We start from the raw sequence: 17,396 nt of genomic DNA, 5'->3' as shown, positions 1-17,396 counted from the left end.
TTTTAAATTATTTTCATAAAAGACAAAGGATTTTAAAAAAGACCATATAATAATCTAGGTCATGACCTATAAGAGGGTCGTTTTTTTGGCTGGGATATTAGATATTTTTAGATGTTTATTAACTATATTTGTGATTTTCTGTAAAGTATTGTAAATTGAAAATTATTATTATATCATTAAAGGGTAGATTGGTATTTTAGTATAAAAAATCGGAGGTAAATTAATGGTTGAAAAGGACTTATTTCAATTTTGTGGAAACACGAAAAGATACATTATAGAAGCCGTACTGATAAACTGCATAAGATTGGGGGCAAATATCACCTTCTCTTTTATGTTTGCATCAGTATTGGCCCACTTTATAACTGGGGTTTATGTATTTGATCCCAAGATATCCTATATATTAATAGCCCTGTCCCTGCTGGTAAGGCAGATTTGTATCAGGGTAGTTACCAGGAAGAACAATCTGGTTGTATATGAGGTAAAGCAAAATCTGAGAAAGGCTATTTACAGCAAGGTACTAAGCCTGGGATCTCTTTACCAGGAAAAGATGACTACCCAGGAGATAGTCCATCTTGGTGTAGAGGGGGTAGAACAGCTAGAAAACTACTTTGGGTCATATTTAACTCAGTTTTACTATAGCTTTATATCTACCTTTGTCTTATTTTTAGTTATAGTCCCAATAAACTTCAAGATAGCAATTGTTTTGTTAGTCTTAGCACCAATTATTCCTTTGTTCCTATTATTGATATTGAAGATAGTAAAGAATGTTCAGAAGAAGTATTGGTCTAAGTATGCAGACGTAGGAAACTTGTTCCTGGACAGCTTGCAGGGTCTAACTACCCTTAAGGTATTTAAGGCTGATGAGGCTAGGGGCAAGGAACTTGATGAAATGTCTGAGGGCTTCAGGAAGGAAACTATGAAGGTCCTATCCATGCAGCTAAACTCTATCATGATAATTGACTGGATAGCCTATGGTGGAGCTGTGGCAGGTATTATAGTTGCCTTGAATGAGTTTGTAGCCCTTAATATAAATATATACCAGATAATATTGGTACTTTTATTGATAGCAGACTTCTTTGTTCCAATGAGAACCTTGACATCCCTATTCCACGTGGCTATGACAGGGGTTACGGCTAGTGAAAAGATGTTGGACTTCTTGAATGAGGATACTAATATAGAAAATGGAAGCCATACTTTTGAAAAGAATGCACCTATAAATGTAAAGGCTATGAATTACTACTATCCTGATGGGACTCATGCCCTAAAGGATATCAACATGTCTTTTGAGCCAGGCAGTATGACTGCCTTGGTAGGGCCATCTGGTTGTGGTAAGTCTACCCTAGCCTGCCTACTAGCAGGAGAGTACAGGCACCCAGACCAGGCAATCTACTATGGTAGCTATGAGTCTAGGGACCTTGCCAAGGGGGAAATCAGTAAGAATGTTGTAAGGGTAACCCACGATGGTCATATTTTCCAGGGGACTGTTAGGTCTAACCTATACCTTGGCAATAGCCAGGCGGGTGACCAAGACTATGTAGATGTTTTAAAGATAGTAAACCTATGGGACTTGTTCTCTAAGATGGAGGGCTTAGACACACCAATCTTGGCCCAGGGTAAGAACCTGTCTGGTGGCCAGGCCCAGCGTTTGAGTCTAGCCAGGGCCCTGCTACATGATGCAGAGGTTTATATATTTGACGAGGCTACATCTAATATAGATATAGAGTCTGAACAGGTAATAATAAAGGTGATAGAGGAAATATCAAAGAAAAAGACAGTAATATACATATCGCATAGGTTGGCATCAATAGTAAAGGCCGACAAGATCTATGTGATGAAGAAGGGCCAGCTTGTTGAACAAGGCCAGCACCAAGAGCTTATGGCAGCAAAGGGTCAGTATGAAAGCCTATTTAGCCAGCAACAAGAATTGGAGTCATATAGGACAAAAAGCCTAGCTATAGACCAGGAAAGGGGTGGTATCAATGACTAAGAGAAGAAGTTCACCAAAGATAATATCTCAGTTAATTGGATTGATAGCCCCACTAAAGTTACAGATGACCCTGGCTATCTTATTGGGTGTCCTAGGATTTTTACTATCTTTCGGTATAGGTATACTTGGAGGTTATGCTGTATTAAGTGTCCTACCAGAAAATGTAAGCAGGGGCTTTGTCAACCTGCCTATTGGTGGCTACCAGTTCTCATGGTATGTAGTTGCCCTGATAGTGTGCGCAGTATTGAGGGGGGTACTTCACTATATAGAGCAGTTCTGTAACCACTATATAGCCTTTAGGATACTGGCAGAAATCAGACACAAGGTCTTCTCTGCAATGAGAAAGTTGGCTCCTGCTAAATTGGAGGGAGAAAACCAAGGCCAGCTAATATCAATTATAATGGGGGATATAGAGCTCTTGGAAATATTCTATGCCCATACTATTTCACCAGTTATGATAGCTTCATTGGTAACTATAGTATTGTTTGCATTTTTTGCAAAGATACATATACTAGTAGCCCTATTAGCCCTACTTGCCCAGATAGTAGTTGGGGTAATAGTTCCAATTATAGCTTCTGAGAGGGGTAAGGAAGTCAGTGTAAAAATTAGGCGTAATATAGGTAACCTAAATGGTAAGTTCCTGGACCAGTTAAGGGGTATCAGGGAGATAATTCAGTATGATAAGGGTGACCATGCCCTAAAGGAGATAGATGAGAGTACTAGGCAGATACTAGACAGGCAGAATGAACTAAAGGGTCAGATAGCAGCCCTACAGGCTAATACAGACACGATTATAATTATATTCTCTGTCCTACAGCTCCTATTGTGTGCTAGGCTGGTAATGTCGGGTACAATTACTCATGCCCAGGCCTTTATAGCTGTTCTGACTCAGATAAGTACATTTGCCCCATATATAGCCCTTGCTAATTTGGGTGGGACTTTGACTCAGACCTTTGCTTGTGGGGATAGAATCTTGAATTTATTGGAAGAAGAGCCTATTGTCAAAGAAGTTGTAGATGGCAAGGATGTAGTCTTTGATGATGTAGACTTTAAAGACTTGACTTTTGCCTATGAGGACAGGAATATATTGACTGATATCAATTTCAAGATTAAAAAGGGTGAGACCCTAGGTATCATGGGTAGGAGTGGTAGCGGTAAGTCTACACTTCTAAAGCTATTGATGAGGTTCTGGGACCCACAAGAGGGGTCTATATCCATAAATGGCATCAACATCAAGGATGTAAATACCCAGTCACTTTATTCAAACATAGACTATATGACCCAGACAACTATCCTTTTTGCTGGTAGCATAAGGGACAACCTAAGAATAGCCAAGGCAGATGCCAGTGATGAAGAGATATATGAAGCCCTGAGAAAGGCATCCATAGATGAAGATATTAGAAAGCTTGAACATGGTTTGGACACCAGGGTATCCGACCTGGGAGACAATTTCTCTGGTGGAGAGAGGCAGAGGATTGGACTGGCCAGGTGCTTCCTGACAGACAGCCAGCTTCTATTATTGGATGAACCAACGTCTAACCTGGATTCCTACAATGAGGCTATAATACTAAAGTCCCTAGTTGAAGGTAGCCAGGGCAAGACTATAGTTATGGTATCTCACAGGGAGTCAACTATGGGAGTATGCGATAGGATTATTAAGGTTAAGGATTCTAGGGTCCTAGAGGGATAAGGCCTTAACATGCAAATATAAAATAAGATATATAACCTGATTTATAAGTAGGGAGCTAGCATTTTATCTTAGGCTAAGAAATGCTTATCTCCCTACTTTTTTGCATACCTAAAATAATTTGTACGAAATACTATAAATGGTTGAATTAAGTCTCTACCTAAAATATAATAGGAGGTAATAGGAAGCTAATATTCAAATAAGAATATGGTTGATTAGTTTATTTCCTTAAAGAAGGAGGGTTTATAGGTGGAGGTAGTTTTTGTAAATGTGTTGATTTTGTTTATGTTATTATTTTTAGGTTTTATACTGGGCAGGAAGAAGATAATAGCCTATTCATCTATAAAGGACCTGACTAACCTCTTGATAGATGTCAGTATCCCTTGCACGATTGTGGTGTCTTTAATCAGGCCCTATAGCTCCTTATTGATGAAAAATACTGGGGAGGTATTTGTAGTAGTTATGGTTTACCACCTGGCAGTTGCAGCCATAGCCTACTTTCTGAGTGGTATTCTAAAGGTTGATCCAAAAAAGAGGGGGTCCTGGATTTTTGCCCTGGTATTCTCTAATAACGGCTTTATGGGTTACCCGCTTATGTATGCCCTATATGGTAGTGAGGGCCTATTCATAATGGCCATGGGTAATGTGGCCCAGAATGTCTTGATATTCTCTCTTGGTCTAAAGATTGTAACTATGAATTATGGGGGTGGAGACAAGATTAAGCTGAGGTCTATCATATTTACAAAACAGAATATAGCAGTTGTAATAGGGCTTATAATATTTGTCACTCAGCTGGCAGTTCCAAAGCCGATAGTAACCCTATTAACATATGTATCTAACCTGACAGTACCCCTATCAATGATGGTGGTTGGTATGTCCCTATCAAGGTATGAGGTCAAGCATATGTTTACGGACAAGGAGGTATACAGGCTTACCCTGGTTAGGATGATAATATTTCCAGCCCTGATGGTAGTGGCATTTAGGTTGCTCCATCTAAATATCAGTGCTAGCCTGCCGATGGCCATATTGTTTTATACGGCAGCCCTACCATCTCCTGCCTTTACTAGCATAATGGCTGAAAGGTATAATACCAGTATAGGTTTTGCATCTAAATGCGTCTTTGTTACGACTATATTAAGTGTTTTGACAGTTCCATTTTTTGCAGGCTTATTATAGAGATTTAAAAGATTGATACAGAGTAAGGAGGTTGACCCAAATCCCCCATTTAGGCAGGGAATGTGAATCAAAAGATTATTTTTGTGCCTATTTTTTCGTGAAATGGTGAGTATAAGAAAAAGTATATAAAAGTGTAAATCCTTCGATGGTAAATTTAAATTTTTATATTAGGACTAGTATTACGATTGTACCTGATTTTAATAACAAAGGATAGATTTAAAAAAATATCATGATAATTATTAAGGTATATGAGTATTGATAGTCAATACGAAGATGAACCTACTGAAATAAAAAAATAATAATTATTATTGAATATAAAATGATATTGTGTTATAATTTAATATAACAAGTAGATATACCAGTGCTTGTTATATCATATATTTTCATTGAAACACATATATTTTAAAAAGGAGTGATTTACATGAAGAAAAAATTATTGGCTAGTTTAGTTTTATCGATTGCAATGTTGACTGCGATTGAAGGTAGTTGTTTTGCGAATGAATTATCTGAATTATTCGACAAGTACAATGCGAAGTTTTCTTATTCAGACGTAAGTAATGTAAACTTAAAAAATTCTGTCAATATTGATAAAGATTCCATTTTATATGAGGTGGATTCAAATGGTGAATTAGTATATTATGATTCATTAAATCAAGAAAAAGAACTTGGTGACAATGATTTTAATAGCAAAGAAAAGTATATGTTTAGAAATAAAAATGATAGTATAAGAGAATTAAGACAAGACAATTTAGTAAAGAAAGAATATTTTCTTTATAGCACAGAAGATATAGAGAATAAATATAAACAGTTAGAGTTTAGAAAAGAAAACAAGTATAATATAATCAACAATTATGATGGAGTGAGTATACTTTTGGATAAGAGAAACTCAATTGTAAGATATGTAAAGACACAAGAATATGTTTTAAAAGATTCTGTAAAACCACAGATAAACGAAAATAAAGCAATAGAATCTGCTAAGGATATGATTGGTATCAGAGGAAACTTCCAAAAAGTCACACTACAGGTATTAAAAATGGGTGAACTCGATTCTAAAGGCATATTATATACAGACGTAAAAAAAATAGAAGACGATTATTTGTTAGTATACAAAATAATATTTTCAAATGGAATTGTATATGTTAATGCCCTAGATGGAAAGATTATTTTTATAAGTGATTTTGATGGTTCAGGAAGATCTTTCTATGACAGAGAAAAAGGAAGGTATAGATATGAAAGAGCCGTCAATATTGCAGCTTTAATGAAAATGAAGGGTTATGATTCTTGGGCGGTTGGAGTAACATCAGATGGTAATTTTACCAAATATGATATGTTGTCAACAATGAATAGCAGTGGAATAAATGCATTCAGTTTCTCTGGTCACGGAAGTGGGTATGCTTGGAGATTAACAAGTAGTTCACAAAATGGAGATGAACCATTCTCAGATATTTACTATGACGATCTTACTAGTAGCAAAAAGTGGCGATTTGTATATTTGGATACATGCAATTCTGGTGTTACAGATAATTGGGCGAAAATGTTTAATATCTGGAGTACAAGCAAAGGTAAGGTTTTGATAGAAACAAAAGATAATTTGCCTGTAGATGTGGCAAATAGTTTTAGTTACCACTTTAGAATGAATCAAGGTAGAATGGGAGGACGCTTATATTCTAACTTTTTAAGGGCGAAGTCTGACTGTGCAAGTAGAGGATATAATGCGAATTTATTCAACTATAGAGGAGATAAAGAATTCTAGACAAAGTCATATCATTCGAGGAGGGGTGATTTTATGAAAAAACTTAGTATTATTATGTGTGGGATATTTACGATGCTATCGGTATCGACATTTCCATCTTTTTCTCAGTCGAATAATATAGGAGTCTACGCTTCAGGAAAGGCTGATACGGACCTAATTGTAGCGTCGTCAATGGCTAATTCAATGAATGCCAGATTATACACTACTAAGGGCTACTCAAGAAATGACCTTACAGAAAAAGACCAGATTGAAACCCTATATGTAGTCGGAGGACCAGACAGCGTACCTGAAGAGGAATTAAAACAATTACCGGTAAAGAAGTTTGTAAGGGTTTCTGGTAAGGACAGGTATCAAACATCTATAGCAGCTTATAGGATGCTAGAAGGAAAAACTAAGGAAAGCAAGAGGGTAAATATAGTATCAGGGATCAAGCTTGAAGATTCTATATCAGCATCTACTTCCGGTGTTCCAACAATACTGCTGGATATAAAATCAAAGGATAATATAAAAGAGGTATCAAGCCTACTAACTGGCAAAGAATTGGTGGTAGTTGGTGGACCTATGTCTGTTCCGGACGATTTGCTAGCCCAATTGAAGGCCAAGAGGATAAGCGGTAGGGACAGGTATGAAACTAGCAAGGCCTTCTATGATGAGTATAATAAGGACAGGAAGTTGGCCATATCAGCTGATAGTCGGATTCGACCTACAGTTATGAAGGCCAATGAAGAATATCTCAAGGGTAATGGCCTTGTACTGAAAGAATTCAACCTATATCTAAATGGTCAGAAAGGATATTTTCCTGTATATCAATGCGAAAAATACTATAACAAGTTTTCAGTTGACTTTAAGAAGGTTGACTCTATGAAGAAGAGGGAGCCATCTAAATTAAAAATGGACTTGATGATAAAGATAGACGGAAGAAGATATGAGTTTTTGATGAGGTCTATAATGGATATTAAAAACCCTATAGACAAGGAAATAGTAGTAAGGATTGATGGCAGGGAAGAGGTTGTACTGGATAAGAATGATACACTAACCGAGAGCATCAGCCAGTCGTTCCGTGAAATATATATGGAAAACACAAAATAGAAAAATAATAAACCCAAAATATGTGAAAATTTAATAGAAAATCTTGAAAAGACTTGACAAATATGTTAAAATAATATACTGCCCATAATATATTTGCAGGTCTTTTTAGGTTGCAAAAAAATATATTAAAAGCACTTATTTAGTTATATTCGCAGCTGATAAAGTGGGCTCGAAAAGGTAAATTTCTATTGCATTTAATTACTGGATCGAGGTGGATTTAAGGCTGTATGACTCATAAATTAACAAATGCAATCAAAATTTAATTTAGTGAGGTGAAGATTGTGGTACCACATCCAGTCACGATTGGAAAAAGAGAAAGAATGAGCTTTTCCAAAATCAAGGAAATAGCTGACGTTCCAAACCTGATTGAAATCCAGGTGGATTCATACAAGTGGTTTTTGGAAGAAGGTTTGAAAGAGGTATTTACAGATATTTCTCCTATTGAGGATTATACGGGTAATCTGATTTTGGAGTTTGTAGATTATTCTCTAGATGAAAAGCCAAAATACGATATTGAAGAGTGTAAGGAAAGAGATACTACTTACTGTGCTCCTTTGAAGGTAAAGGTTAGACTTATAAATAAGGAAACTGGAGAAATAAAAGAGCAGGAAGTATTTATGGGAGATTTCCCTCTAATGACAGACAGGGGTACCTTCGTAATAAATGGTGCTGAGAGAGTTATTGTATCACAGTTAGTTAGGTCACCAGGTGTCTACTATGCAGAGGAAAGAGATAAGACTGGCAACAGGCTAATTTCTTCTACAGTAATACCAAACAGGGGTGCATGGCTGGAATATGAAACAGACTCTACAGGTGTAATATCTGTAAGAGTTGACAGGACGAGAAAGCAGCCAGTTACAGTCCTATTAAGGGCCCTAGGTATAGGTACTGATGCAGAAATAATCAACCTTTTAGGTGAAGATGAGAGAGTCTTATCAACACTAGAAAAGGATAATACTACAAATGTTGATGAAGGTCTGATAGAAATCTACAAGAAGTTGAGACCAGGTGAACCTCCAACTGTGGATAGTGCTTCATCACTACTAAATTCATTGTTCTTTGATCCAAAGAGGTATGACCTTGCCAAGGTTGGTAGGTACAAGTTCAACAAGAAACTAGCCCTTTGCTACAGGATTATGGACAAGGTGGCTTCTAGAGAAATTATCAATCCAGATACTGGAGAGAAGTTTGCTGATGCTGGAGACAAGATATCTTTAGAACTTGCCAGGGAAATCCAGAACTCTGGTATAAATGCAGTTTGGATAGCTATTGATGATGACAAGGAAATCAAGGTAATTGGTAATAACTTTGTTGACATAAAGTCTCACATCAACTTTGACATATCTGACCTAAATATAAAGGAAGATGTACATTATCCGACATTAAAGGAATTTATGGAAACCTACCAGGATGAAGCCCAGTTGAGGGAAGTGCTAGCTTCTAACTCCAAGAAGTTGGTTCCTAAGCACATCCTATTGGATGATATAATAGCATCTATATCTTATGAATTTGGCCTATTCTACCTAATAGATGGTAAGGATAGAGTTGGCAATATAGACGATATAGACCACCTAGGAAACAGAAGGATCAGGTGTGTAGGAGAACTTCTACAGAACCAGGTTCGTATAGGTTTCTCTAGGATGGAAAGGGTAATCAGGGAGAGGATGACAGTCCAGGATATGGATACTATCACTCCACAGGCCCTAGTTAATATTAGACCTGTATCTGCAGCAATTAAGGAGTTCTTCGGTTCTTCTCAGTTGTCTCAGTTCATGGACCAGACTAACCCGTTGTCAGAACTTACTCACAAGAGAAGATTATCTGCCCTTGGACCAGGTGGTCTATCAAGAGAAAGGGCAGGTTTCGAAGTGCGTGACGTTCACCACTCACACTACGGTAGAATGTGTCCGATAGAGACCCCAGAAGGTCCAAATATCGGTCTTATAAACTCACTTTCTACATATGCTAAGATAAATGAATATGGATTTATAGAATCTCCATATAGAAAGTATGACAAGGTAAATAAGGTCGTAACTGATGAAATACATTACCTGACAGCTGATGAAGAGGACCTATATGTTAGGGCCCAGGCCAATGAACAGTTGGATGAAGAGGGCCATTTCGTAAATAGCAGGGTTATCTGTAGAACTGTCCTAGGTGCTGTTGAAATGGTTCCTGAAGACAGGGTTGACTACATGGATATCTCTCCTAAGCAGGTAGTATCAGTTGCTACAGCCATGATACCATTCCTGGAAAATGACGACGCCAACAGGGCCCTGATGGGATCAAACATGCAGCGTCAGGCAGTACCACTAGTCAGGAGAGAGGCCCCAATTATCGGTACAGGTATCGAGTACAGGGCGGCCAAAGACTCTGGTGCAGTGGTAGTTGCAAAGAATGATGGTATAGTTGACAGGGTATCTGCTGACGAAATCATCATCAAGAAGGAAAATGGAGACAAGGATAGGTACAAGTTACTTAAGTTCAAGAGGTCAAACTCTGGTACTTGTGTAAACCAGGCCCCAATAGTTAGCAAGAACGAAGAGGTCAAGGCAGGAGATGTAATTGCCGATGGTCCAGCTACTGACCATGGTGAAATTGCCCTTGGTAGAAACTGTTTGATAGCCTTCATGACATGGGAGGGTTACAACTACGAGGACGCCGTACTTATCAATGAAAGACTTGTAAAGGAGGATAGGCTGTCTACAATTCATATAGAAGAATATGAGTGTGAAGCCAGAGATACAAAGCTAGGACCAGAAGAAATCACTAGAGACATACCTAATGTTGGTGAAAATGCCATCAAGAACCTTGATGATAGGGGTATTATCAGGATAGGTGCTGAGGTAGACTCAGGAGATATCCTAGTAGGTAAGGTTACTCCTAAGGGAGAAACTGAACTGACAGCTGAAGAAAGACTTCTTAGGGCTATCTTCGGTGAAAAGGCCAGGGAGGTAAGAGACACTTCTCTAAAGGTTCCTCATGGAGAGTCAGGTATCATAGTTGATATCAGAATCTTCACTAGGGAAAATGGAGATGACCTATCTCCAGGTGTAAATGAACTTGTAAGGTGTTATATAGCCAAGAAGAGAAAAATTAAGGTTGGAGACAAGATGGCAGGTCGTCACGGTAACAAGGGTGTTATCTCAAGAGTTTTACCAGAAGAGGATATGCCATTCATGGACGATGGTACTCCTATGGATATCGTCTTGAATCCACAGGGTATACCTTCTCGTATGAACATCGGACAGGTACTTGAAATGCACTTGGGTCTAGCTGCTAAGAAGCTAGGCTGGTATGTAGCTACTTCAGTATTTGATGGAGCTAACGAATATGATATCATGGATGCTCTTGAAATGGCAGGTTACCCAAGAGATGGTAAATTAACCCTATATGATGGACGTACAGGCGAAAGTTTCGATAACAGAATCACAGTTGGTTACATGTACTACTTGAAGCTACACCACCTGGTTGATGACAAGCTACATGCAAGAAGTACAGGACCATACTCACTAGTAACTCAGCAGCCACTAGGTGGTAAGGCCCAGTTCGGTGGACAGAGATTCGGAGAAATGGAAGTTTGGGCCCTAGAAGCCTATGGTGCATCTCATATCCTACAGGAAATCTTGACAGTTAAGTCAGATGACGTTAAGGGTAGGGTTGAAACATATGAAGCTATCGTTAAGGGTGAAAATATACCAGAGCCAGGAATGCCGGAATCATTCAGAGTATTGATGAAGGAATTGCAGTCATTGTGCTTGGATGTCAGTGCTCTTGACCAGAAGGGTCTAGCAATAGACATCAAGGAATCAGTAGATGATGAAGAAGAAGCTGTTGGAGAATTCAAGATAGAAAGCATTGTAACAGATGATATAGAAGAAGGTCACATGATAGAAGAAGTTGATGATTCATATGATGAATTCAACGATAATGAAGAGGGTGACTTTGAAGAGATAGAGGAATTCAGTGATGAAGATGACAGCTTTGAAGGTGACGATTCATATGATGAATACGAGGATGAATTCTAGGAAGACTGGGATTTTAATGGATATTTATTATCTATGAGGTAAAGATGGTGGTATCTTGGTAGCTGTAGGTTTTAACAGTTACCGAGATGCGTTTAAATAAAATTAATAGTATCGAAAGAAGGGAGAGAACTCCTTGTTTGAATTAAACAATTTTGAGTCGATAAAAATAGGTTTGGCATCTCCGGAGAGAATCAGACAGTGGTCAAGGGGAGAAGTTAAGAAACCAGAAACAATTAACTATAGAACATTGAAGCCAGAGAAGGACGGTCTATTCTGTGAAAGAATATTTGGACCTACAAAGGACTGGGAATGCCACTGCGGTAAGTATAGAAGAGTAAGATACAAGGGCGTAGTGTGTGATAGGTGTGGTGTTGAAGTAACTAAGGCCAAGGTAAGAAGAGAGAGAATGGGCCATATAGAGTTAGCTGCTCCTATGTCTCATATCTGGTATTTCAAGGGTATACCTTCAAGGATGGGACTACTACTTGATATGTCACCAAGGTCTCTTGAAAAGGTATTGTACTTTGCATCATATGTGGTTACAGATCCAGGTGATACTGGCCTAGCCTATAAGCAGGTACTGACAGAAAGAGAATATAGGAATGCTGTTGAAAAGTATGGCTATGAATTTGAAGTTGGTATAGGTGCAGAAGCAGTAAAGAAGCTATTAGAAAAGATAGACCTTGAAGCTCAGTCAGCTGAGTTGAGGGAAGACTTGAAGGATGCGACTGGTCAGAAGAGGGTTAGAACTATCAGAAGACTAGAAGTAGTAGAGGCCTTCAAAAAGTCAGGTAACAAGCCAGAATGGATGATCCTTGAGGCTATACCAGTAATCCCACCAGACCTAAGACCAATGGTTCAGTTGGATGGTGGTAGGTTTGCTACATCTGACCTAAATGACCTTTATAGGAGGGTTATAAACAGAAACAACAGATTGAAGAGACTTCTTGAATTAGGTGCTCCAGAAATCATAGTTAGAAATGAAAAAAGAATGCTACAGGAAGCAGTAGATGCCCTAATAGACAATGGTAGAAGGGGAAGGCCGGTTACAGGACCAGGTAATAGACCTCTTAAGTCACTATCAGACATGCTAAAGGGTAAGCAGGGTCGTTTCAGACAGAACCTACTAGGTAAGAGAGTTGACTATTCTGGTCGTTCTGTTATCGTAGTTGGTCCAGAGCTTAAGTTCTACCAGTGTGGTCTTCCAAAGAAGATGGCCCTTGAACTATTCAAGCCATTCGTAATGGACAAGCTAGTAGAAAGAGGATTTGCTCACAATATCAAGTCTGCCAAGACTATAGTAGAAAAGGTAAAGCCAGAAGTATGGGATGTACTTGAAGATGTAATCAAGAGTCACCCAGTCCTACTTAACCGTGCCCCTACCCTACATAGACTAGGTATTCAGGCCTTTGAGCCAGTCCTGGTAGAGGGTAAGGCAATCAAGCTTCATCCACTGGTTTGTACAGCCTACAATGCCGACTTTGACGGTGACCAGATGGCTGTCCACGTGCCACTATCAGTAGAGGCCCAGGCTGAGGCTAGGTACCTAATGCTATCTGTAAATAATATCCTAGCACCTAAGGATGGTGCCCCAATAACTACTCCTTCTCAGGACATGGTTCTTGGTTCATATTATTTGACAATAGAAGCCCAGGAGGGTGCAAAGGGTACAGGTTCAGTATTCAAGGACTACAATGAACTATTATTGGCATACTTCAACCATAAGGTAGAATTGCATGCCCTAGTAAAGATGAGATTAACCCTAGATGATGGTAGGTCTTCCCTAGTTGAATCTACAGTTGGTAGGTTTATCTTCAATGAAGGTATACCTCAGGACCTAGGATTTGTAGACAGGGACAAGGACCCATTCAGCCTAGAGGTAGACTTCCTGGCAGACAAGAAGTCACTAGGAAAGATTATAGACAAGTGCTTTAGAAAGCATGGAAATACTAAGACTGCAGAGCTTCTTGACTATGTAAAGGCTATGGGTTATAAGTATTCAACAGTTGGTGGTATCACAGTTGCCGTTGCCGACATGGATATACCAGAAGCCAAGTATACATATATCAAGGAGGCTGAAGACCTAGTTGATAAGTATGAAAAGGCCTATAGAAGGGGTCTTATATCAAACGATGAAAGATATGAAAAGGTAATAGAAACTTGGACAGAAACTACTGATAAGGTAACTGATGCCCTAATGGATGGTCTAGACAGAATGAACAATATATTCATAATGGCCCATTCAGGAGCCAGAGGTTCTAAGAACCAGATCAGACAGCTGGCTGGTATGCGTGGTCTGATGGCCAATGCATCAGGTAAGACGGTGGAAATCCCAGTTAAGTCTAACTTCCGTGAAGGTCTGTCAGTAATGGAATACTTTACATCTTCACATGGAGCTAGAAAGGGTCTAGCCGATACTGCCCTTCGTACAGCCGATTCAGGTTACTTGACAAGAAGACTAGTTGACGTCAGCCAGGATGTTATAGTAAGGGATATAGACTGTGGAACAAGAGAAACTACAGATGTATTTGCTATTAGGGATGGTAATGAAGTCATAGAGGACTTGAGAGACAGAATAATAGGTAGGTACACTATAGATCCAGTTCTAAACCCAGAGACTGGCCAAGAGGTAGTTCCAGGTGACCATATGATTTCAGAAGATGACGCAGATAAGATTATAGATTGTGGTATCGAAAAGGTTAAGATTAGAACTGTTCTAAACTGTAAGACAGAACATGGTGTGTGTGCTAAGTGCTATGGTAGAAACCTTGCTACTGGTAAGCCAGTAAACATAGGTGAGGCAGTAGGTATCATAGCTGCCCAATCAATCGGTGAGCCGGGTACCCAGCTTACAATGCGTACATTCCATACAGGTGGTGTAGCCGGTGGAGATATCACGCAGGGTCTTCCTAGAGTCGAGGAGCTTTTCGAAGCTCGTAAGCCAAAGGGTCTAGCTGTTATCACTGAAATATCAGGTAGGGTAGAAGTTGATGAAACAGCCAAGAGAAAAGAGGTAGTAGTTACTTCAGATGATGGCGAAGCAGAGACATACCAGATACCATACGGATCTAGGCTAAAGGTAAAAGACGGTGACTATATAGAAGCTGGTGAACCTTTGACACAGGGTTCTATTAACCCACACGATATAGTTAGGGTTAAGGGAATCGGTGGTGTGCAGGATTACATCGTTAAGGAAGTACAGAGAGTGTACAGGTTACAGGGTGTTGATATCAACGACAAGCACATAGAAGTAATAGTAAGACAGATGTTATCCAAGGTTAAGGTTGAAGATCCAGGAGATACAGACCTACTGCCAGGTGGATATGAAGAAGTCCTTACATACAACAAGTGTAATGAAGAGGCTCTTGAGCAGGGCCTAAGGCCAGCAGTGGCTAAGAGGGTCCTATTAGGTATTACAAAGGCTTCTCTTGCAACTGACTCATTCTTGTCAGCCGCATCATTCCAGGAGACTACAAGAGTCCTTACAGACGCTGCTATCAAGGGCAAGAAAGACCACTTGATAGGCCTAAAGGAGAATGTAATCCTTGGTAAATTGATACCAGCAGGTACAGGTATGAAGAAGTACAGGAATATAGCAATAGAAAAAGAAGTTGAAGAGCTTGTTGAGGAAACAGCTGAAGCAACAGAAGAAGTACACAGCGACTACGATCTAGATGAAATGATCTAGGTAACTGACGATTAAGTCGAGTGAAGATCACAATGGAGGCGAGGCATTCTACGTATATAAAGGATGCCAGCCTCCATTTTTTGATATAGGTATTTATTTTTTATAAAATTTAGAAAAATATGTTTAAAGATCCAAAAGTACGGTATAATAAGAGTAGGCATTAATAATATTCAGTATCATTAATGCCAGGAGATTGGTAGGGAAGAAGTAATAACCCTATCGAGATATCAATAAAGATGTTATAAAATAAGGAGGATTAAGATATGAACCAAGAAAGATTAGACGTATTACAGGAAAAGGTAAACTTCCCATTAATAGGAACTAGGGCGCCAGAATTTGAGGCTGTGACAACAAAGGGACCTATGCATTTCCCTAATGATTTTGAAGGTAAGTGGGTAATACTATTCTCACATCCAGCAGACTTTACACCAGTTTGTACTACAGAATTCATGACATTTGCTAGTATGCATGATGAGTTCTTAGCACACAACACTGAATTAGTTGGATTGTCTATAGATTCATTGCATTCACACCTTGGCTGGTTGGAAGCTATAGAAAACTATACATGGGATGGAATAGAAAAGCCAAAGGTAAAATTCCCTCTAATAGCTGATATTAGGATGGAAGTTGCTAAGGCATATGGTATGTTACAGGGTGAATCTGACACTCATGCAGTTAGGGCGGTATTCTTCATTGATCCACAGGGTATCATCAAGACTATCCTATACTACCCGGCATCACTAGGTAGAAACTTTGCTGAAATAAAGCGTGTCCTAATAGGCCTACAGAAGGCTGAAAAGGACGGAGTTGCCCTACCAGCTAACTGGGAACCAGGCAAGGACGTAATCGTTCCTCCTCCAACAACTCGTGAAGAAGTTGAGCAGAGAGTGGAATTGGCTAAGGACACTAGCAAGTATAATATGCTAGACTGGTTCTTAACTTTCAAAAAGGATGATGGAAAATAAGGTTTAGGTTTATAAGGGCCTACTAAAAGTCCAAAACGAATCACATATAAAATAAAACATGAACAAAATTAGGGCTATCTACCACTACGAAATAGAAGGGTTATAGCCCTTTTTAATATATTTATAATCAAACAAAAGGCAAATTAATAGAATATAAGATTAAAAATATGATATACTATATATTAAACATGTAAAAAAAGTAATTGAATTTATACATCAAAAGTGCTAGTAAGTAGGAGTTTATATGGTTAAGTTTGAAGATTTTAAAAAGGAAAATTATGATGACCTTTTGGGCATGATGATGCATTTTTATAGGTCAGATGCAGTGGCTGATCCAATAGATGAGTCGATAATAAAGAGGCTTTTAAGTGATATCTTATCAAGAGAGCATTCTATAAGGGGATATGAAGCAAGGTATGATGGAAATTTGGTTGGGTTTGGTATAGTAACCAGCTATTATGCTTCAGAGGTGGCAGGAATCACCATACAGCTAGAGGACCTTTATATAAGTGAAGAATACAGGTCTATGGGTATAGCCCAAGAATATTTTGCCAAGGTCAAGGAAAACTTTCCTGAAGCAGTAAGGTATAGGTTAGAAGTTTGTGGAACTAATAAGAGGGCTATAGACCTTTATAAAAGACTAGGATTTGATGTGTTAGAGTACGTACAGATGGTAGATGACCAGGTTTAGGTTAACTACTAAAACATGTTTAGTATTTAAGTTGGTATATGGAGGCGATTTTTATGTTGGATTACACTTATCTGTTGAGTATAGCAATAATACTATTTTCAACAAAAGTATTTGGTTTTTTGACGGAAAAAATCAAATTACCTCAAGTGGTTGGGGCCTTGTTGGCAGGTGTAATTATTGGTCCGTCAATGTTAGGTATAGTAAAGGATACGGCCTTTTTAGACCAGGTATCCCAGATAGGGGTTATCATATTGATGTTCATGGCAGGTCTGGATACAGACTTGGCAGAAATTAAGAGAAATAGCGTGTCCTATCTGACTATAGCATTATTT

At 38.8% G+C, this 17,396-nt stretch carries 10 protein-coding genes; all 10 read left to right on the top strand.

Annotated elements, in window-relative coordinates; genetic code table 11:
* Window positions 1-223: 223 nt before the first annotated feature.
* Complete coding sequence (locus HMPREF0634_RS08880; protein ID WP_007791324.1) at window positions 224-1,987, top strand: ABC transporter ATP-binding protein/permease; 1,764 nt, start codon at window positions 224-226, stop codon at window positions 1,985-1,987.
* On the top strand, window positions 1,980-3,677 hold the full coding sequence (gene cydC, locus HMPREF0634_RS08875) for a thiol reductant ABC exporter subunit CydC (protein ID WP_007791301.1): 1,698 nt from the start codon (window positions 1,980-1,982) through the stop codon (window positions 3,675-3,677). Before HMPREF0634_RS08880 ends, cydC begins: the two co-directional genes overlap by 8 nt.
* A 246-nt stretch (window positions 3,678-3,923) precedes the next feature.
* On the top strand, window positions 3,924-4,850 hold the full coding sequence (locus HMPREF0634_RS08870) for an AEC family transporter (protein WP_007791286.1): 927 nt from the start codon (window positions 3,924-3,926) through the stop codon (window positions 4,848-4,850).
* Window positions 4,851-5,271: 421 nt separating this feature from the next.
* Complete coding sequence (locus tag HMPREF0634_RS08865) at window positions 5,272-6,603, top strand: C25 family cysteine peptidase (RefSeq protein WP_040565967.1); 1,332 nt, start codon at window positions 5,272-5,274, stop codon at window positions 6,601-6,603.
* 33 nt (window positions 6,604-6,636) lie between these two features.
* Window positions 6,637-7,692: a cell wall-binding repeat-containing protein gene (locus tag HMPREF0634_RS08860; RefSeq protein ID WP_040565966.1), complete on the top strand. Its 1,056-nt coding sequence runs from the start codon at window positions 6,637-6,639 to the stop codon at window positions 7,690-7,692.
* Between the two features lie 320 nt (window positions 7,693-8,012).
* Window positions 8,013-11,720 carry a DNA-directed RNA polymerase subunit beta gene (gene rpoB, locus HMPREF0634_RS08855; protein WP_123795877.1) on the top strand — a complete coding sequence of 1,236 codons (3,708 nt, stop codon included), beginning with the start codon at window positions 8,013-8,015 and terminating at the stop codon, window positions 11,718-11,720.
* Between the two features lie 133 nt (window positions 11,721-11,853).
* On the top strand, window positions 11,854-15,408 hold the full coding sequence (gene rpoC / locus HMPREF0634_RS08850; RefSeq protein ID WP_007791280.1) for a DNA-directed RNA polymerase subunit beta': 3,555 nt from the start codon (window positions 11,854-11,856) through the stop codon (window positions 15,406-15,408).
* A gap of 263 nt (window positions 15,409-15,671) precedes the next feature.
* Window positions 15,672-16,373 (top strand): peroxiredoxin, encoded by a 702-nt coding sequence (locus HMPREF0634_RS08845; RefSeq protein ID WP_007791342.1) that lies wholly within the window; start codon window positions 15,672-15,674, stop codon window positions 16,371-16,373.
* Window positions 16,374-16,617: 244 nt separating this feature from the next.
* The gene (locus HMPREF0634_RS08840; protein WP_007791345.1) at window positions 16,618-17,064 is read left to right on the top strand and encodes a GNAT family N-acetyltransferase; all 447 of its coding nucleotides are present in this window, start codon (window positions 16,618-16,620) and stop codon (window positions 17,062-17,064) included.
* Window positions 17,065-17,117: 53 nt separating this feature from the next.
* Window positions 17,118-17,396: cation:proton antiporter domain-containing protein (locus HMPREF0634_RS08835; protein ID WP_007791320.1), on the top strand; the 279-nt coding region annotated here is incomplete at its 3' end.

The sequence above is a fragment of the Peptostreptococcus stomatis DSM 17678 genome (assembly GCF_000147675.1).
GTDB classification, from domain to species: domain Bacteria; phylum Bacillota; class Clostridia; order Peptostreptococcales; family Peptostreptococcaceae; genus Peptostreptococcus; species Peptostreptococcus stomatis.
The sequence above is the reverse complement of the archived record's forward strand: the minus strand, read 5'-3'. Positions and strand labels throughout refer to the sequence as shown.

Excerpts from the sequence above, each read along its gene's own strand:
- HMPREF0634_RS08880 (WP_007791324.1), top strand. The coding sequence starts at position 224 with ATGGTTGAAAAGGACTTATTTCAATTTTGTGGAAACACGAAAAGATAC.
- cydC (WP_007791301.1), top strand. The coding sequence starts at position 1,980 with ATGACTAAGAGAAGAAGTTCACCAAAGATAATATCTCAGTTAATTGGA.
- HMPREF0634_RS08865 (WP_040565967.1), top strand. The coding sequence starts at position 5,272 with ATGAAGAAAAAATTATTGGCTAGTTTAGTTTTATCGATTGCAATGTTG.
- HMPREF0634_RS08860 (WP_040565966.1), top strand. The coding sequence starts at position 6,637 with ATGAAAAAACTTAGTATTATTATGTGTGGGATATTTACGATGCTATCG.
- rpoB (WP_123795877.1), top strand. The coding sequence starts at position 8,013 with ATGAGCTTTTCCAAAATCAAGGAAATAGCTGACGTTCCAAACCTGATT.
- HMPREF0634_RS08845 (WP_007791342.1), top strand. The coding sequence starts at position 15,672 with ATGAACCAAGAAAGATTAGACGTATTACAGGAAAAGGTAAACTTCCCA.
- HMPREF0634_RS08840 (WP_007791345.1), top strand. The coding sequence starts at position 16,618 with ATGGTTAAGTTTGAAGATTTTAAAAAGGAAAATTATGATGACCTTTTG.